The organism is Pelagicoccus sp. SDUM812003 (assembly GCF_031127815.1).
In the GTDB taxonomy this organism is placed as follows: Bacteria; Verrucomicrobiota; Verrucomicrobiia; order Opitutales; family Opitutaceae; genus Pelagicoccus.
Genome location: NZ_JARXHY010000018.1, coordinates 97,540 through 115,536, shown reverse-complemented (window position 1 = coordinate 115,536; position 17,997 = coordinate 97,540). Strand labels below are relative to the sequence as shown.

Below are 17,997 nucleotides of genomic sequence, written 5' to 3'. Positions count from 1 at the left end.
AACACGATCAACACGCTAAGGGGCTTTACCCGACCGCTCGGACACCGATCCGGCATCACGACTGATCGATTGAAGTTCTAGCGAGGCTCGAAACTAGATAACACAATTTCTGTCAGGCACATACGAGCCACAGTTGGATTAGGCACAGGCGGGGAAGTCTTTTTCGTGAAGACTTCCCTCAACTGTTTATGGGGTTTGGCGAAACGCTTTGTCGAAGAGGTTGCGAGACTCGTCGTGTCTTCGACATGATCGCGCTGATCCAAGGGGAAGGGCATCGACAACGAAGTCGTTCAGCGCCCCTCGCAGAGATCGATCGCGCTGGCGATCAAGTCTGCGAACCCGATGCTTCGTTCGTTCCGTTTCCGCCATGTCGCATCGACCCCTCTTCGCAGGCAGATTCCTGATACATGAGGAAGGTGGGCGCGAAGGAGCCGCTATGGTTATGTTGCGGTTTCGGTATCTTAAGAAGTGGCCGGGGTGGTGGATGGAGTGCTTTGGACTTCGTCCTCCCCCGCTTCGCGGCAGCGCCGTGGCGTCGGCCATCTCCGCTCATCGCTCTCGCGCCGTAGAACCATCTTCGATAGTCCTCTTTCTTTCACGACTACATTTGCCGAGCTGATCGAAGTTCTTCGTTTTTTCGATCTTCCTTTTTACTTTCTCAAAGTGGTCGGGGTGAATGGATTCGAACCATCGACCTCCTGGTCCCAAACCAGGCGCTCTACCAGGCTAAGCTACACCCCGTAAAAAGGACGGCCAAAAGATTGCTAATCCGGCCTGCTGTCAAGGATATCTTCAACAAGTTTCCGGCAATCGCTGAGGAGCGGCGTTGGAGCGGGACGGCTGGCGTCGCTCCAGAGGCCGACCACGGGTGGGGGGATTGTTAAAAATGGCATTGCGCCGTTGGGGGAAAAGGCTTGTTGTCACGTGAATTCGCCCTCAGCTAAGGTCTTACTAGCAACAGACATGGACTCCCTATCTTCCTCCGAATTGGACTCACCTTCGAAGACGCCGCTTTTTATCGCTATCGCCGCTATCTTGCTCGGCATCGCGGGCTTGTGGCTGGCTTGGACGAGTTTTTCTCGCATCAGCGAGCTTGAGAAGAAGTTGGCCGAGGTGGAGTCCGCTGCTCAAGGGGCGTCTGAAATGCAGGACGCCATCGACGCGAGTTCGGCGCGGGTGGAGCAGGTCGTGGCCAACATGAACACGCTTTCCCAAAACGTGAGCGACGCTCTCAACGAGGTGGGTTCCGATATCACCAAGGTTCGCAGCGACGTTCGCAAGGTGGCGATCGAAGCGGGCACGGCCAAGAAGATGGTCGAGGAGTTGGAGAAAAGCGGTGTGCGCGTGGCGTCGGCTCCGGCTCCGAGCCGAGCTTCCTCCAGCTCGTCCGAACCCGCTCAGACGTCCAAGTCGCCTGACGCCTCTCCTGGCAAGTCCGGCGTCTACACGATCAAGAGCGGCGATACACTGGGCAAGATCGCCGCCGCCTATAAAATCACCCTCACGCAGCTGCAGTCGGCGAATCCAGGGGTGGATCCGCGGCGCTTGCGCATCGGTCAGCAGATCGTTATCCCGGCGGCTCAATAGCCCGGAGCGGCGGCAGTAGATGGCATGAGCCGATCTGGAAGCGATGCGTCGAACGATCCGGCCGGGAGGCCGCTCCCTTGGGAAAGGCTGTCCGAGGAGCTGATCACGCATTGCCCGGTTTTCGATTTCGTTTCCCGTCGCATGCGTCACCCGCGTCGCGGGACGGAGGCTGACTTCTATGTGCTGAAGTCGAGGAACTGGGTGAACGTTTTGCCGATCACGCCTGAAGGGGAGGTGGTGATGGTGCGGCAGTACCGCTTTGGCATCGAGGCCTTGTCTTGGGAAATCCCTGGCGGGGTGATGGATGCGGGCGAGGAGCCGGTGGCGGCTGGTTTGCGCGAGCTGGAGGAGGAAACGGGGTTCGTGCCTCGAAGCTCCCGCCTGCTGGGCAGCATTTCGCCCAATCCGGCGATTTTGGACAACCGCTGCTATTTCGTGCTGGCGGACCATGTGACGCCCACCGGAAGCTTGGCTTGGGACGAGCACGAGGAGCTGGAGACCAGGCTCTTCGCCATGGACGATGTTTACGCTATGGCCCAGCGCGGCGAGATCGCTCATTCGCTGGTGCTGAACGCCTTGTTTCTCTTCTATCCGGAGTGGCAGCGTCGACAGGCTCGTCGCCGATCGTAGTTGTATATCAACTACGAGAATCTGGCGTAGCGAAGCCCTATGCGATCGCTTCGGCGCTTTCGGCTGCCCGCACTTTTGGCAGCGAAAGGCGAACCAGCGCTCCGCCGTCGCTGTGATTGTAGGCTTCCGCCTTTCCGCCGTGCAGGTCCATCACCAGCTTGGTGAGGGCGAGGTTGAGGCCCAGTCGGCGATCGGTATCATCGTCCTCCCTGACGAAGACTTTGAAGATGTTTTTCAGCACGCGTTCGGGGAACCCTTTGCCCTGATCCTTGATTTCCAGGACGATCTGGTCGCCTTCCTGTATCGAACGTATGGTGACAGCGCTTCCGATCGGAGAGTGGCGGGTGGCGTTGTGTAGGATTTCTCGGATACAGATGCTGAAAATGGGAGCATCCGCTTCCACGAGATGGGAATCGTCGGTATCGAACAGCACGGTTTGGCGGTTCTGGGCGAAAGCGTCGCGCAGCTCTCCGGCGGCGTCCTTGGCGAGCTTCGCCAGACGGGCGGGCTTTTTGTCGAGAGGGTAGCGGCGGGCTTTGAGGTTGGTTATTCTTTCGGCCAGGAGGAGAAACTGCTCCAACCGCTGAGCGGAGGCGTCCAGAAGCTTGAAGAGTCCCGCGCTTTCGGGCGGCGGACTCTTTTCGATGCTGGCTTTGAACAGCTGGGTCGCCCCTTTGAGCCCGTTTAGCGGGGTACGGATCTCGTGGCTGATGATCTTGAGAAAATCGTATTTGAGCTGATCGCTCTCCATCAGCTCGAGGTTTGCGATCTCCAGCTCCTTGTTCTTCGCTTTCAGGCTCCTGGTTAGCTCCGCGTTTCGGCGCCTCAGGTCGTAGAGCTCGAGGGCTTTGTCGATGACCTCCTTGAAGGTATCGGGATCCCAAGGCTTTTTGACGTACTTGAAGATGGCCGCTTCGTTGATTGCGGATTCGATGGCGTCGAAGTCGGTGTAGGCGGTGATGAGGATGCGATTGGGCTCGGGGTGGGTTTCGATGGCCCGCTTGAAAAACTCCACCCCGGACATTCCGGGCATGCGCTGGTCGGAAAGGATCAGGTCCACGTTTTCCTTCTGAAGCAGCAGCAGGCCCTGTTCGGCGGTTTCCGCGGTGAGAATGTTGTACTCTCGGCGGAAGGTGTTGCGAAAGGCGTTGAGGTTCGCGTTTTCGTCGTCGACGTAGAGGATCGTGAATTTCCTATTCATTGGCGGCTTCGATCGCTTCGATGATGAGCTTCTTGAGCTCCTCCTCGTCCCAGGGCTTGGAGATGAACTTGTAGAGCCGGTATTCGCTGAAGGCGAGATCGATGTCGTCTGGCTGAGCGTAGCCGGAGAGCATGATGCGGTTGGGCGGCACGTTGGGGTAGAGGTCTTTGATGCGTTTGAGCAGGTCGACTCCGGTCATTTCCGGCATCATCTGATCGGTGATGAGCAGGTCCACCTGGTTTTCGTTCAAGACCTTGACCGACTCCTCGCCGCTTTCGGCCAGCAGGATGTTGAAGTCTCGTCGAAAGGTGCTCTTGAAGACCCGCAGGTTGCTGACCTCGTCGTCGACGTAGAGGATGGTGTACTTGCGCTCGCTCATTTGGATACGGGTTCGGGTTGGGTTTTGGGCAGGCGAAGCTCGAAGGTGGTCCCGCTTCCGGCCTCGCTGCTCAGGTCGAGCTCTCCGTGGTGATCCTGCACGATGGAGTAGGTGATGGATAGGCCGAGCCCGGTGCCCTTGCCGATCTGCTTGGTCGTGAAAAACGGGTCGAAGGCTTTCGAGCGGACCTCCGCAGGCATGCCGATGCCGTTGTCTTCGAAGGTGATGCTGACCTGCGAATCGATCTGTCGGGTGCGGATGACGATTTTGCCGGGACCGTCCTTTTCCTCGATGGCGTCGATGGCGTTGCTGAGGATGTTCATGAACGCCTGGTTGAGTTTTCCCGGAAAGCACTCCACTTCGGGCAGCTCCGGGTCGAAGTCCTTGGTGAGTTCGATGTCGTGCTTGAGCTTGTTCTTGAGCAGCACCAGGACGCTCTCCAGGTCGTCGTGGAGATTGGAGCGCTGCCAGCTTTCCTTGCCCATGCGGGAGAACTTGCTCAATCCAGCGACGATGTCCTTGATGCGGGTCGCTCCGTGCCTGATGTCCTTGAGCGTTTCCTCGAGGGCTTCGAAGGCGGCTTCGAAGTCGCTTTCCTGGTACTGCGCCTGCAGCGCGGCGAGGCTGGATTCGAGGTCGCCCGAACGGAAGAGGTCTCTCATCTTTTCCACCACTTCCTTAACGTCATCGAAGTCCTTGCTCATGCTGTTGACTCCGGCGTAGACGAAATTGATGGGGTTGTTGATCTCGTGGGCAATGCCTGCGGTGAGCGTGCCCAGCGAGGCGAGCTTCTCGGACTGCACCAGCTGGGATTGGGCCTGTCGCAGCCGGTTGAGGGTCTCCGCAAGCTCCTGCTTCTGAAGCGTCAGATCCTCGGCCTGCTTGGAGAGGGCCCGGCGGGCTTTGGTCAGTTCGGTGATGTCTCTGCCAATGCCCACGATGCCGATGATCTCGCCGGTCTCCGGATCGCGAAGCGGGGCCTTGCTCGTGTACAGGTCGATGTGCTGGCCCCGTTCGTTGCGGGCAGCTTCCTCGCGCTGGTGCAGGGTCTCGCCGGTGGCGATGATGCGTTGATCGTCGTCGTAGTACTTCTGGGCGAGCTCCGGTTCGCAGAAGTCGAAGTCGGTGCGTCCGATCAGGTCCGCTCGCTTCTCTTGCCCGAAGAAGTCGACCAGGCGCTGGTTGGCGTTGAGAAAGCGGCTCTGCCGATCCTTGACGTAGATGAAGTCCGGCAGGTTGTCGATGATGGCCAGGAGCTGGGCGCGTTCGGTTTCGACCGAATCGAATCCAGGCGCGGGGCGATCGCTTCGATTGGGAGGAGGGGAGGCCGGCCGGCCGGGGGTATTCGATTCGGGGCTCACAGGTCTTTTGGGGCGATGAACGCGCGAGTAGGGGGTGCCTTTATGGAGGAGAGAAGCCTTGTACTATGAGAAGGTCGAGAAGGAGGACAAGGATGAGAATTCGGAATTCTTGCCGATGCCCGATGGGACGCTCGCGAACCATCGATGAGCTATTTCGATGAAGCGTCGACAATAGAATATCTAATATTGCGAATCGGTTAATCTTATCTTCTTGTTCGCTTTGCGCAAAAGTAGGATTCCTAATTGACCCGAAAGGTATCACCGATTACCCGTTTCCACCGACTCTCGGAGTAGGTTATTCGATAATCTAATCAAGGAGTTCAGGACTGTTTTATCCGATGAATATTCTCCAAGCACTCTTCAACACGTCGATCGGCAAGAAGATCGTAATGGCCGTGACCGGGCTTATTCTGTTCGGTTTCGTCGTCGGCCATTTGGTCGGAAATCTGCAGATTTTCTCTCCGCCTGAGAAAATCAATGCATATGCCCATTTCCTGCAAAATCTTGGCCCGGCTCTCTGGGTGATTCGCGGTTTCCTTTTGGTCACTGTGCTGCTTCATGTCTGGATGGCAGTCGCTCTCGTGATGGAAAACAAAGCGGCTCGCGGTCCCAAGGACTACGCCAACCAGCAGACGCTCAAGGCGTCCTACGCGTCGCGCACCATGCGCTACAGCGGGCTGATCGTCCTGGCGTTTATCGTGTACCACATCATGCACTTCACTACGAAGAACACGCATGGCGAGGCCTTCTATCCGACCACCATGCTTCATGGCGAAGTGGTGGCGGACGTGCACACCATGATGGTGCTTGGCTTCCAGCAGCCTTTGGTGGCGGCGTTCTACCTGATCGCCATCGCTCTGCTGAGCTGGCACTTGAGCCATGGCTTGGCTAGCATGTTCCAATCGCTCGGTCTGCGTACCAGAGCCTGGTCCAGCTGCCTGAACAAGTTCGCTGTGGTCTTCAGCGTTCTCTATTTCCTCGGAAATGCCGCGATCGTCGGTGCGGCGTTCACCGGCGCGGTGAAGATTCAAAACGAAGAGGTCAAGGTCGCGATGGGCGAGATCTGCTCAGTGAACTGCGAAGTCTGCGAAACTGTCCAAGCGAAACACTAACCTTTCCCTCCCAAATGAAACTAGATTCCAAAATTCCATCCGGCCCGCTCGAGAAGAAGTGGGAGAAGCACATCATGGAGGGTAAGCTCGTCAACCCTGCCAACAAGCGAAAGTACGACATCATCATCGTCGGCTCTGGCTTGGCAGGGTCTTCGGCCGCTGCGACCCTCGGCGAACTCGGGTACAAGGTAAAGTGTTTCACTTTCCACGACAGCCCGCGTCGCGCTCACTCCATCGCCGCTCAAGGCGGCATCAACGCCGCCAAGAACTACCAGAACGACGGCGACAGCGTGTATCGGCTTTTCTACGACACGATCAAGGGTGGAGACTTCCGCTCTCGCGAGGCCAACGTGTATCGCCTGGCCCAAGTCAGCGCCAACATCATCGACCAGTGCGCGGCGCAGGGCGTGCCCTTTGCCCGTGAATACGGTGGCCTGCTCGCCAACCGCTCCTTCGGAGGCGCTCAGGTGTCTCGTACCTTCTACGCTCGCGGCCAGACTGGTCAGCAGCTTCTGCTCGGGGCGTACTCGGCGCTCAGCCGCCAAGTCGGACTCGGCACGGTGGAGCTCTGCGCCAATGAGGAGATGCTCGAGCTGGTGGTGGTCGACGGCCACGCCAAGGGCATTATCACCCGAAATTTGAATACGGGCAAAATCTCTCGTCACTCCGCTCACGCGGTCGTGCTCGGCACAGGGGGGTATGGAAACGTATTCAATCTCTCCACTTACGCTCGCCAGTCGAACGTCACGGCGGCATGGCGTGCCCACCGAAAGGGAGCCGCCTTCGCGAATCCTTGCTACACTCAGATCCACCCGACCTGTATCCCGGTCTCCGGCGACTACCAGTCGAAGCTCACGCTCATGTCCGAGTCGCTTCGCAACGACGGTCGTATCTGGGCTCCCAAGAAGAAGGGCGACAAGCGTCCCCCGAGCCAAATCCCGGAAGACGAGCGCGACTACTATCTCGAGCGCAAGTATCCAAGTTTTGGTAACTTGGCTCCACGCGACATTTCCTCGCGCGCCGCGAAGGAAGCTTGCGACGATGGCCGCGGGGTAGGTGAGACGGGCCTCGGCGTGTACTTGGATTTCAGCGACGCTATCAAACGTCTCGGAGCCGACACCATCCGGGAGCGCTACGGCAACCTTTTCGACATTTACAAGGAGATCACCGACGAGAGCGCCTACGAGGTGCCGATGCGCATCTACCCTGCGGTCCACTACACCATGGGCGGCCTCTGGGTGGACTACAACTTGATGAGCAATCTCGAGGGTCTCTTCGTCATGGGCGAAGCGAATTTCTCCGACCACGGAGCGAACCGCTTGGGAGCTTCCGCTCTCATGCAGGGACTTGCGGACGGCTACTTTGTCTTGCCGTATACGATTCCCCACTACCTCGCCAATCTCGACCGCGATTCCACGCCGACCACCGACGACCAGGAATTCGTCAAGGCCGAAGAGTCGGTCAAGGAGCGCACGGAAAAGCTGCTCGCCAACAACGGCAAGCAGTCGGTTAAGAGCTTCCACAAGCGTCTCGGCAATATCATGTGGGACCACTGCGGCATGGCTCGCACCAAGGAAAAGCTGGAAGAAGCGATCAAACTCATCCCCGAACTTCGCAAGGAATTCTGGGAAGACGTCCGCGTCCCCGGCGAAGGCAAGGAACTCAACCAGTCGCTCGAGAGCGCGGGCCGCGTGGCCGATTTCCTCGAGCTCGGCGAGCTCATGTGCCGCGACGCCCTGACCCGCGAGGAATCCTGCGGAGGTCACTTCCGCGAGGAGCACCAGTATGAAGACGGCGAGGCGAAGCGTGACGACGAAAACTTCGCTCACGTAGCGGCTTGGGAATACAAGGGCGAAGGGCAGGAGCCGGTTCGCCACATCGAGCAGCTCGTGTACGAGGAGGTCAAGTTCGCTACCCGCAGCTATAAGTAAGCCAGCAAGCTAATAACCGAAGGAAACAATTACCATGAACGTTAAACTACGCGTCTGGCGTCAGAAGAATAGCGAAACAGAAGGTCGCTTCGAAACCTACGAAGCTAAGAACCTCAACCCCAACATGTCCTTCTTGGAGATGATGGATGTGGTGAACGAAGACCTCACCGATGCGGGCGACGAGCCGATCGCATTTGCCCACGACTGTCGCGAAGGCATTTGCGGCACCTGCTCATGCATGATTGACGGCAAGCCTCACGGCCCCGAGAGCGGGGTGGCGACTTGCCAAACCTACATGCGCACCTTCAAGGACGGCGACACCATCACGGTGGAGCCCTTCCGAGCCAAGGCGTTCCCGATCGTGAAGGACTTGGTCACCGACCGCGCCGCCTTCGACAAGATTCAGCAAGCTGGCGGATTCGTCACCGTTCGCACTGGGGCGGCCCCGGATGCGAACTCGATACCCATCGGCAAGGATGTGGCGGACCTCGCTATGGACGCGGCGGCCTGTATCGGTTGCGGCGCTTGCGTGGCTGCGTGCAAGAACGCCTCCGCCATGCTTTTCGTTTCCGCCAAGGCGGGCCAGTTGAATCTGCTTCCCCAGGGCAAGCCGGAGAAGGATCAGCGAGTGCTCAACATGGTGGCGGCGATGGACGAAGCGGGCTTCGGAAACTGCACCAACCAGTACGAGTGCTCGGCTGCCTGTCCGAAGCTGATTTCCGAGGAGTTCATCTCCAGGTTCAATCGCGATTTCTTGGCGGCTTCGGTGAAGAGCGCCTTCAAGTCCAAGGCCCTCTAGGCGGCGATCTGTTCGTCGCTCTGCACTTTTTTCGATGCCCCGGCGCTCTGCCCGGGGCATTTTTCTTTTCTGACGACGTCAGCTAAGTGGACTGCCTCGGGAAACGGGCTAGAACAGCTCCAAGGCTTGGGCGCTCTCGAATGCGATCCAAGCGAAGCCGAGGACCACCGACCAGACGAAGGCCAATGCAACCAACTTCTTGATACGCTTGGTCTTTTCGTGCCGGTTGAGCACGCGTTTTCTGAAGCCGCTCTGTTGCAGAAAGCTCACGAACTGGGCGTTTCGAACGCCGTCGACTGATTGGTGGTGACGCAGCAGGGCGTCCTCCTTCACGGGGGAGCGTCGCAATCTGGTCTTCAAGTAGTCGTACATGGGTTTTCCTATAAGGCTCTGAAAAGGGTACTTATTACAAGACGTAAAAAAGTATCCGCTGTTCAAAATAATATCGACAGTAGGCGCTAATACTAAAGTCGGGGCTTCTTTGTAGGGGAAAGCCGAAGCGATGCCCTGAGCGCTAAGCTCTGAAGCCACCAAGGGATTGAGTGAGATTTCCTAGCGACTTAGCTGATCTTTGCGGGTCAACCTAACATCATCGCCTTCCGTTTCAAGGGCGAGCGACCTGAAAATGAGGAGTGAGTTATGGAGCAAAGATGCTGTTGCGCTCGGGCGATGAAGCGTTGAACTTCCATTTCGATGAGTCAGAAGTCACGGATTGCGGTTTTAGGGGCAGGCGCTTGGGGCACGGCGATGGCCCTGCATTGCGAACGTCAGGGGCTGGAGGTCGTGATCGTACCTCGTCGCCAGGAACAGGCGGCCAGAATGATGGTGGAGCGAGAGAACAGCGACTATCTTCCCGGCTACCGATTTGGCGATTCGCTTCGAGTGAGCTCGGACCTTTCCGCTTCCTTGAAGGATGTCGACGTCGTTTTTCTCGGCATCCCTTCCTATGCGCTTCGCGATTGGTGCAAGCGTATCAAGGAGACAGATACCGTCGCCTTTGATCGCGCTCTCTTTGTAAGCCTAGCCAAGGGCTTGGAAATCGCCACCCGGAAGACGCCTTGCGGGATCGTGCTGGAAGAATTGCCGCAAGCGACCGTGGGTGCCCTGTCGGGACCGACCTTCGCTGGCGAGGTGGCTGCCGGAAAGCCGACCGCTATGACCCTTGCGTTCGACAATCTGGATACGTCGCGCTGCGAGGCGTTGCAAAACGCGGTGAGCGGGCCGAACCTGCGCGTCTACGCCAGCTCCGACCTGCGTGGCGTGGAGCTGGGCGGCTGTTTGAAAAACGTTTACGCCATCGCGGCCGGGTGTTGCCAAGGTCTTGGTCTAGGGGACAACGCTCTGGCGTCTCTGCTCACGCGGGCTGTCGCGGAGATGATGCGCGTGGGGCAGTTGCTGGGAGCTCGCGCCGAAACGTTTTACGGGTTGAGCGGCTTTGGCGATCTTGTGGCGACCTGTCATGGCGATTGGAGCCGAAATCGCACCTTCGGTGAAACCATCGCCCAGGGGCGAAGCGCGGCGGACATCATTGCTGGACAGAAGACAGCCGTTGAGGGCTATCGAACAGCGAAGGCGTTTTTTGAAGAGTGCTCGGAGGCGGGCATCGATGCGCCGATCTTGCGGCAGGTGTATCAGATCTGCTACGAAGCGAAACCGCCTCTTTCCGCATTGAGCGATTTGATGAGTCGCGACCTCAAGCGCGAATAACTGGATACAGGCGTTGTCGCTGATAAGTGCCCGGCCAGGCGTTTGAGGGCTCGCAATCTTATCGCGAGTTGATGGAGTTTGCTTCGTGGCTGCCAGTTCGACTAGACGGGTTTATTCGTGGGCGTGTTTCGACTTCGCCAATTCCGCGTTCGGAACGTTGGTCCTGACGTTTATCTACAACACTTACTTCATGAACGGGATCGCCCCGAGCGAGTCGGAGGGGACGACGCTTTGGGGCAACACGGTGGCGATCGCGTCGCTGGTGATCGCCTTGCTTTCGCCGGCATTGGGAGCGGCGGCGGACGCGTTCGGGTGGAAGAAGCGGTTCATGTGGGTAACGGTGACCTTGGCGTGTTTGGCGACGGCGGGTCTGTATTTTCCGCAAGCCGGCGACGTGTGGCCGGCGTTGCTTTTATTTGGCCTGGCGCTGGTGGCGACGGAGCTGTCGATCGTGTTCAACAACGCCTTTTTGCCGGAGATCGCTCCGAGGGAGAAGCATGGCAAGGTGTCGAATCAGGCGTTTGCTCTGGGGTATTTCGGTGGTCTGATTTGTTTGTTTATCGCGATGGCGGGGTTCGTGAACGGGGAGGACAATGCGGCCTGGTTTGGGCTCGATAAAGATGTGTTTCAGCATGTACGGGCGACGAACGTACTGGTGGCGATTTGGTTTGCTGTATTCAGTCTTCCGCTACTGCTCTGGGTGAAGGAGGTGAAGCCACCGCAGCGCAGCGATGGATTTCTGGTGGTGGCAAGAAAGTCGTTTCGACGCATCGCTGAGACCTTTCGCCATCTGAGGGAATACCGTGAGTTGTTTTGGATGCTGGTGGCCCGCATGTTTTACAATGACGGGCTGGTGGCGATTTTCTCGTTCGGTGGAATCTATGCCACGGTGGAGTTTGGTTTTACCTTTCAGGACCTGATGATTTTCGGCATCGCTCTGAACGTGTGTTCCGGCTTGGGTTCCTTGCTCTTTAGCTTCATCGAAGATCGTATCGGCAGTCGCATTACAATCGTCATTTCACTACTCGCTTTAGTGGGAGCTACTGTGGCGGCTTTGTTCATCGAATCGAAAAACGCCTTCTGGGGCTGCGCTATCGTGATCGGTCTTTTCCTCGGACCGAACCAGTCGGCTAGTCGGGCCTATTTGAGTCGTTTGACACCGTTGGAAAAATCGAACGAGTTCTTCGGCTTCTTCGCGTTTTCGGGTAAGGCGACTGCCTTTCTTGGTCCCTTGCTTTACGGCCAAATGGTTGGGATCTTCGATTCGCAACGGGCCGGTATGGTAGTGATCCCGGTTTTGATGACCGTCGGCATGATTCTCTTCCTTTGGAAAACCCATCCAAAGCCGGAGAAGAATACTTCTACTCCCTAGCAAGTATGTGGGATAAGGATACAGTGCTGGTTGTGGAGGATGAGCCTTCCATTTCCGATAACGTCACCTTCGGGCTCAAGCGCGAGGGGTTCGCCAGCGTGGTTGTGACGACAGGATTCGAAGCGATCGAGCAATTGAAGAAACGCGCTTTCGCTTTGGTCGTGCTCGATGTTGGATTGCCGGATACGACCGGTTTTGAGATCTGTAAGCAGATTCGAGAGATTTCCCAGATCCCAATCATCTTCCTCACCGCTCGAAGCGAAGAGATCGATCGGATCCTTGGATTGGAGATCGGAGGGGATGACTACGTTTGCAAACCCTTTAGCGTGCGAGAATTGGTCGCGCGAGCGCGCGTGATCTTAAGGCGAGGCCGAGCGGAACCGGTTCCAAGCAACAACAACAAGAACGGCGATCGATTCGGCCCCTTTCTTCTCGACGAGTCGCGCTACCAGATTTCTGTCTCCGACAAGACACTCAACCTGACCCGCTACGAGTACCGGATGTTGAAAGTGTTTTTGAAGAGGCAGGGGCGCGTGCTGACCCGCGAACAGCTTATGTACCAAGTGTGGGAGGAACCGGAGGCGAGCGGCGAGCGCACGGTGGATGCTCATGTAAAGTCGATTCGGGCGAAGTTGAGATATGCGTCGCCAGGTGTTGAATACATCCAGACGCATCGGGGGATTGGGTATTCGATGCAGTTTTGAAATGATCTTAAACCACAGATCGCTCAGATTTACCCAGATAGTTGTGATGAGGGAAGGAAGGGAACGCTGCGAAGCTCAGCTCCATTCGTGCGCAGATTCGATTTCTTCATGAGGACACTCTGGCAGATTTTGACCAATCCTGAATTGCGGGGACCGCGCTGGCTGCGATTGCCCAAGCGGTTCATCTCCATTCGGGCGAGCATCTTGCTGGTTTACTTGCTGGTTGTGGGCGGGGGCTTTTATGCGATCATGTCGACTCTGGCGGAGGAAATCCAACCGCGCTACTTGGAGTCGATGGAGGAGTCGCTGGTCGATACCGCCAACATTCTCGCAGCTCAGCTCGAACAAGCTGCAGAAGAGAGCGGCTACTCGGCGGACGCCATCGAGCAGATTTTCGAACGAGCCTACAGTCGCCGTTTCGTTGCTCAGGTCTATTCGCTGCGCAAGGAGTCGGTGGACCTGGAAGTCTACCTGACCGATGCGCGGGGAGTGGTGTTGTTCGATTCGTCTAACCGAGAAAATAAGGGAGAAGACTTTTCGAATTGGCGGGATGTCGCTTTGACATTGAGAGGTGAATACGGAGCACGGGCCACCTGGACGGAGCGAGATGGCGAACGAGCGTTGGTTTTATACGTTGCCGCTCCGGTACGAATTGATGGACGTATCCAAGGAGTAGTGACAGTTGGGAAGCCGACCTCATATGTTAACGAGTTGATCGCGAGCGCGGAGGACCGGTTTGAATTGTATGTCATATTGGCAGGTATCGCTGTGTTGTTGTTGGGGGCCTTGCTGTCGCTCTGGTTGACGCAGCCGATCAAGCGTTTGATCGCTTACGCCAATGCCTTGCGCGATGGGCGAAAGGCGGAGTATCCGCGGCTTTTTGGAATCGAAGCGAACGAGTTGGGACGGGCGTTCGAAGAGATGCGACTCGCCTTGGAAGGAAAGCAGTATGTGGAGCGCTATGTGCAGAGTCTCACGCATCAGCTAAAGTCGCCTTTGTCGGGCGTGAGTGGAGCCGCAGAGCTGCTGGAAGAGGACATGGAGCCGGAAGAGCGACGAAAGTTTCTCGAAAACATACGTCGTGAGTCCGAGCGCATGCGACGCATCGTGGATCGAATGTTGGAGTTGGCTTCGGTGGAATCGCGGCGAAGCTTGCAGAATGTGGAGAGTATCGATCTTGCAGTTCTTGTGCAGGAATTGATCGAAGGGTTGGAGCCCAGTTTCAGGTCGGCTGGCATCGGGTGTTACATCGAGACCGACGAACCGGCTAAGGTCGATGGTGAGCGGTTTTTGATTCGGCAAGCGATCCAGAACCTATTGCAGAATGCGATCGATTTCTCGCCTGAGGGAACGCGGATCATGGTGCGTGTCGCTGGCAAGTCGGTTGTCGTGGAGGATCAAGGACCGGGCATTCCTGACTATGCCCTGTCGAAGGTGACGGATCGTTTCTATTCGTTGGCGCGTCCGAAAACGGGAGAGAAAAGCAGCGGCGTTGGGTTGAGTTTCGTGAAAGAAATCATGGCCTTGCACCGTGGAACGTTGTCGGTGGGAAACCGCCAAGAAGGCGGGGTTCGAGCCCGGTTGACGTTTTAGAGCATTTTTAGTTTCATCTGTCGCCTTGCTTAACCCGCTTGGCGAGGCGTGACGCGGCGGCCCCGCCCAACCTTGGCAACTAGTCGAAAGAAAAGCGCTCTAGGCGCCTCGGCTCCGGCCAGCCTAGATTTCACGGAGAGATCATCTTCATTTCATAATCTCCGCGCAGAGCGGAGGTAGGCTAGGGGAATGAAACCCAATACTCCTCTGCTTCTGATGCGATTCTTTGCTCATTTAGCGTTTTTCCTCATTTTGGCGGTCTGGTCTTCGGGGCAGGAAACTGACGAATCGGAAATGCCCTTTTTCGAAGTCAATGGGCAACCCGCGAATCTGGACCTGCTGCCGCTGAAGGATGTCGATGCCAGTATCGAGATCGTGGGTACGATCGCTCAAGTGGAGCTTGTGCAGACCTTCGCGAACGTGGGGGATGAGCCGATCGAGGCCGTGTACGTTTTTCCTGGTTCGACGCGCGCTGCGGTGAGCGCCTTGGAGATGCGTATTGGCGACCGTGTTGTGGAAGCGGAGATTCAGAAAAGAGAGCAAGCTCGCAGGACTTATGAGAAAGCGAAATCGGAGGGGAAGACAACGAGCCTATTGGAGCAGCAGCGTCCGAATGTGTTTCAAATGAATCTAGCGAATATTTTGCCCGGCGATGTGATTGAGGTGACGCTTCGCTATACGGAGTGGGTTGTGAAGGAAGAGAATGAGTATGGATTTGTGCTACCACTCGTTGTGGGCCCCCGGTTCTCGGAAGGTGACTCGGACTGGGTGGACAATCCGTTTTTGTCGGAAAGCAAAGCATCCCTGGTCACCTATCGCCTGGGAGCTCGAATCCAATCCGCTATCAGTGTGGAGGAGGCGACTTGCCCATCGCACTCAGCGGAAGTCGTATTTCACGATGAGCGAACGGCTTTGGTAACCCTGGAGGGCGATACTTCGTCAGTTGGCAACCGCGACTTCAAGCTGAGGTATCGGGTATCTGGAGACGAGGTGAAATCGGGGGTGTGGATCAGTGAAAGCAATGGGGAAAAGTACTTCATGGCTGCGATTGAACCGCCGCGTCTTCAGACACGAAAGCGAATGCCGAGGGAGTACTTTTTCATCGTCGATGTATCGGGCTCGATGTCGGGGTTTCCGCTCGATACCGCGAAGCGAATGCTGGAGCGGCTGGTTGCTCGATTGGATGCAGAGGATCGATTCAACCTAATGCTCTTTTCTGGGGATTCTTCGGTCTTCGCCGAGCGCAGCGTTCCAGCGACTGTTGAGAATTTGACGGCAGGGGTGAACTTTCTGTATCGCACAAGAGGGGGAGGCGGCACCTTGCTCTTGCCCGCAATGCAACGCGTGTACGCCACGGAGCGAGACCCGGCATTCAGCCGTAACATTGTCATCATGACCGATGGATACGTAACGGTGGAGGAGGAAGTCTTCGAGTTGATTCGCGAAAACCTGAATCAGGCGAATGTGTTTGCTTGTGGAATCGGGAGCTCTCCGAATCGCCATTTGATCGATGGCATGTCGAGAGTGGGAACGGGAGAGGCCTTTTATGTCGCTAGCCCGCATGAAACCGAAGAGGTTGCGAATCGGTTTTCTGAATACGTGAGCGAGCCTGTTTTATCTCAAATGACTTTGGAGTTCGATGGCATCGACGTTTTTGATGACGAACCAGCGAGTTTACCGGATCTCTTGGCCGAGCGTCCGGTGATGGTTTTTGGCAAGTACACCGGAGATGGGAGTGGGGCGATTACTCTTTCAGGTCGAGCGGGAGACAGTGAGTATCAGGAATTGGTTGATTTGACGAAGGCGGTGGATCTGGCAGGGTCTCGATCGCTCGAGTATGTGTGGGCTCGGGAGCGAATCCGTCGCCTCTCCGACTACAATCAGCTCTGGCCCGATGATCAGAGGGTGGAGGAGGTCACCCGACTCGGCCTGAAGCATTCGCTGCTCACGAAGTATACCTCGTTTGTCGCGGTGGATCGTGAAATACGAAATCTGTCTGGAGGCGATCCGGCCAAGATAAAACAAGCTCTGCCGCTTCCGAAAGGGATGGCGCCTGGGTTTGTGGGGAGCTCGGTGCCGGTCACGCCAGAGCCTGAAATGTGGGCATTGATGGGACTAGTGCTTGTAGCGGTCACTTGGATACTTGTTCGTCGTGCGTACTGAGTCGGAAGTAGACCAAAAGCGTCGAGCACGCTTTTTTGAGTGGCTGGCGAGCGCTGATACGTTTCGCTTTGGGTTTGTCGGCCTGCTGCTCGTCTCCTGTTGGACGACCGTCGAATGGTATCTAGCCCGAATGAAAGACGGTTCCGACGAACCGTGGGGCGTTTTAGCTCTCTTGGTGGCAATTGTCTTTTCCGTCCTAGGGCGTAGGCAAGCATTCGCGTCGTGGAGGTATGGGATCGCTGCGGGCGCGTTGCTAATTCCCGTCATAGGCGACCGCCTTGCGACGCCGCTCATCTTTTCATTGTTTGTGGTTCTGGCGCTGGCTTGCTTGTTGGTTGATCGGCGTTGCTGGTTGGGGCACGTCGGGTTGTATGTTCTCGCTTTGCCGTTAATCTCATCGCTGCAGTTTTACGGAGGTTACCCGCTGCGGTGGTTGATAGGGAAGCTGAGCGTGGGAATTCTTAACGTAATGGGTGTAGCGGCTGAAGCTCAGGGGACGGTGATGAAGTGGCGTGGGGAGATGATCGTGATCGACGCTCCGTGCAGCGGGGTCCAGATGCTTTGGAGTTCAGCTTTTCTGGCATGTGTTCTGATCTGTATTCAGAAACCGGATTTCCGGAAATCGCTTCTTATCCTGCAGTTCGCCAGCGTGAGCGCCTTTGCGGGAAATGTGATTCGGAATGTTCTCTTGTTCTTTTTGGAATCCGGTTTGGTGAGGGCAGGTGGATGGGCTCACGATGTGGCTGGCTTGGCGGTATTCGCGATGGTCTTGTCGGCGATCGTTTGCTTTGGAAGCCGCAGAGGGATGGCAAGGAGCGGTCTGCCGATGGGGGAGGTTTCGGAACAAGGAACCGCGCTCCTGCGCTTGAGTTTGTTGGCGATGATTTGCGTTTTGTTCGAGCAAAGTGGTTCTGGGGTCGGTCGCCTTTCAGAAGGTAGAGAAGTCAGTGGCGAGATTGTGGATGATGTTCGTGATACGCTCTTTCAAGAAGGGTGGACGGCGTTGCCACTTGACGGCTCAAGTGCCGACTATGCTCGTAGATTTCCGGGATCCATTGAGCTTTTCTCAAAGGAAGATCGATATTTGGTAGTCAGAGTTATCAATCGCGCGACTCGGCGTTATCACTTGTCCGCTGACTGTTATCGAGCGATTGGATACAAGACGGAGCCAATGCCGATCTTGAGGCAGATCGATGGTGCGATGTGGGGACGGGTGATGGCAATGCGAGGAGATGAGCGGATCGAGGTGCGCGAGCGCGTGGTATCGCTCGATGGTCAGAGTTGGACGGACCCCTCGAGTTGGTTTTGGTCGGCGGCTCTTGGTCGATCGCAAGGACCTTGGGTAGGTTATTCGGAGTCGGTAGTTGTGAGATAAATTCCAGCGGATATAAATCCTGTACAAAAGGCCTCGGTGTCATTGGAGCAACGCCTCAAACGCTGGAAACCATCACCTCGAGG

The 17,997-nt window shown here is 56.7% G+C and carries 15 protein-coding genes and 1 tRNA gene; 11 read left to right on the top strand and 5 right to left on the bottom strand.

Going from position 1 to position 17,997, the window contains the following annotated elements; all coding sequences use genetic code 11:
• Window positions 1-664: 664 nt before the first annotated feature.
• Window positions 665-741: transfer RNA gene (locus QEH54_RS19950), tRNA-Pro, on the bottom strand.
• A gap of 222 nt (window positions 742-963) precedes the next feature.
• Between QEH54_RS19950 and QEH54_RS19945 the strand changes: the two genes are divergently transcribed.
• The gene (locus QEH54_RS19945) at window positions 964-1,587 is read left to right on the top strand and encodes a LysM domain-containing protein (protein WP_309020477.1); all 624 of its coding nucleotides are present in this window, start codon (window positions 964-966) and stop codon (window positions 1,585-1,587) included.
• Between the two features lie 24 nt (window positions 1,588-1,611).
• The gene (locus tag QEH54_RS19940) at window positions 1,612-2,217 is read left to right on the top strand and encodes an NUDIX hydrolase (protein ID WP_309020476.1); all 606 of its coding nucleotides are present in this window, start codon (window positions 1,612-1,614) and stop codon (window positions 2,215-2,217) included.
• A 37-nt stretch (window positions 2,218-2,254) separates the two neighbouring features.
• Here the strand turns inward: QEH54_RS19940 and QEH54_RS19935 are convergent, their stop codons facing one another.
• Genes QEH54_RS19935 through QEH54_RS19925 form a run of 3 tightly spaced genes read right to left on the bottom strand, consistent with a single transcriptional unit; the run spans window position 2,255 to window position 5,158 of the window.
• Window positions 2,255-3,418: a hybrid sensor histidine kinase/response regulator gene (locus QEH54_RS19935; protein WP_309020475.1), complete on the bottom strand. Its 1,164-nt coding sequence runs from the start codon at window positions 3,416-3,418 to the stop codon at window positions 2,255-2,257.
• Complete coding sequence (locus QEH54_RS19930) at window positions 3,411-3,797, bottom strand: response regulator (protein WP_309020474.1); 387 nt, start codon at window positions 3,795-3,797, stop codon at window positions 3,411-3,413. The genes QEH54_RS19935 and QEH54_RS19930 overlap by 8 nt, the downstream gene beginning before the upstream one ends.
• Complete coding sequence (locus tag QEH54_RS19925) at window positions 3,794-5,158, bottom strand: ATP-binding protein (protein WP_309020473.1); 1,365 nt, start codon at window positions 5,156-5,158, stop codon at window positions 3,794-3,796. The genes QEH54_RS19930 and QEH54_RS19925 overlap by 4 nt, the downstream gene beginning before the upstream one ends.
• A gap of 338 nt (window positions 5,159-5,496) precedes the next feature.
• On the opposite strand from QEH54_RS19925, the gene QEH54_RS19920 reads away from it, so the two are divergent.
• From QEH54_RS19920 to QEH54_RS19910, 3 genes are read left to right on the top strand one after another with little or no spacing between them, the layout of a single operon-like run.
• Entirely contained in the window at window positions 5,497-6,270 is a 774-nt protein-coding gene (locus tag QEH54_RS19920; RefSeq protein ID WP_309020472.1) for a succinate dehydrogenase cytochrome b subunit, read from the top strand.
• A 14-nt stretch (window positions 6,271-6,284) separates the two neighbouring features.
• Complete coding sequence (locus QEH54_RS19915) at window positions 6,285-8,201, top strand: fumarate reductase/succinate dehydrogenase flavoprotein subunit (protein WP_309020471.1); 1,917 nt, start codon at window positions 6,285-6,287, stop codon at window positions 8,199-8,201.
• 34 nt (window positions 8,202-8,235) lie between these two features.
• Window positions 8,236-9,000 carry a succinate dehydrogenase/fumarate reductase iron-sulfur subunit gene (locus QEH54_RS19910; protein ID WP_309020470.1) on the top strand — a complete coding sequence of 255 codons (765 nt, stop codon included), beginning with the start codon at window positions 8,236-8,238 and terminating at the stop codon, window positions 8,998-9,000.
• A gap of 108 nt (window positions 9,001-9,108) precedes the next feature.
• On the opposite strand, the gene QEH54_RS19905 is transcribed toward QEH54_RS19910, so the two are convergent.
• Window positions 9,109-9,372 carry a hypothetical protein gene (locus QEH54_RS19905; RefSeq protein ID WP_309020469.1) on the bottom strand — a complete coding sequence of 88 codons (264 nt, stop codon included), beginning with the start codon at window positions 9,370-9,372 and terminating at the stop codon, window positions 9,109-9,111.
• Window positions 9,373-9,693: 321 nt separating this feature from the next.
• Here QEH54_RS19905 and QEH54_RS19900 point away from each other — a divergent pair, with 321 nt between their 5' ends.
• From QEH54_RS19900 to QEH54_RS19875, 6 genes are all read left to right on the top strand, one after another.
• Window positions 9,694-10,707: an NAD(P)H-dependent glycerol-3-phosphate dehydrogenase gene (locus tag QEH54_RS19900; RefSeq protein ID WP_309020468.1), complete on the top strand. Its 1,014-nt coding sequence runs from the start codon at window positions 9,694-9,696 to the stop codon at window positions 10,705-10,707.
• 85 nt (window positions 10,708-10,792) lie between these two features.
• Window positions 10,793-12,079 (top strand): MFS transporter, encoded by a 1,287-nt coding sequence (locus QEH54_RS19895; protein WP_309020467.1) that lies wholly within the window; start codon window positions 10,793-10,795, stop codon window positions 12,077-12,079.
• A 5-nt stretch (window positions 12,080-12,084) separates the two neighbouring features.
• Window positions 12,085-12,783: a two-component system response regulator CreB gene (gene creB, locus QEH54_RS19890; RefSeq protein WP_309020466.1), complete on the top strand. Its 699-nt coding sequence runs from the start codon at window positions 12,085-12,087 to the stop codon at window positions 12,781-12,783.
• Between the two features lie 108 nt (window positions 12,784-12,891).
• Window positions 12,892-14,376 carry a two-component system sensor histidine kinase CreC gene (creC, locus tag QEH54_RS19885; RefSeq protein ID WP_309020465.1) on the top strand — a complete coding sequence of 495 codons (1,485 nt, stop codon included), beginning with the start codon at window positions 12,892-12,894 and terminating at the stop codon, window positions 14,374-14,376.
• A 189-nt stretch (window positions 14,377-14,565) separates the two neighbouring features.
• Window positions 14,566-16,539 carry a VIT domain-containing protein gene (locus tag QEH54_RS19880; RefSeq protein ID WP_309020464.1) on the top strand — a complete coding sequence of 658 codons (1,974 nt, stop codon included), beginning with the start codon at window positions 14,566-14,568 and terminating at the stop codon, window positions 16,537-16,539.
• Window positions 16,529-17,914, top strand: a complete 1,386-nt coding sequence (locus QEH54_RS19875) for an archaeosortase/exosortase family protein (protein WP_309020478.1) — start codon at window positions 16,529-16,531, stop codon at window positions 17,912-17,914. Before QEH54_RS19880 ends, QEH54_RS19875 begins: the two co-directional genes overlap by 11 nt.
• Window positions 17,915-17,997 lie beyond the last annotated feature (83 nt).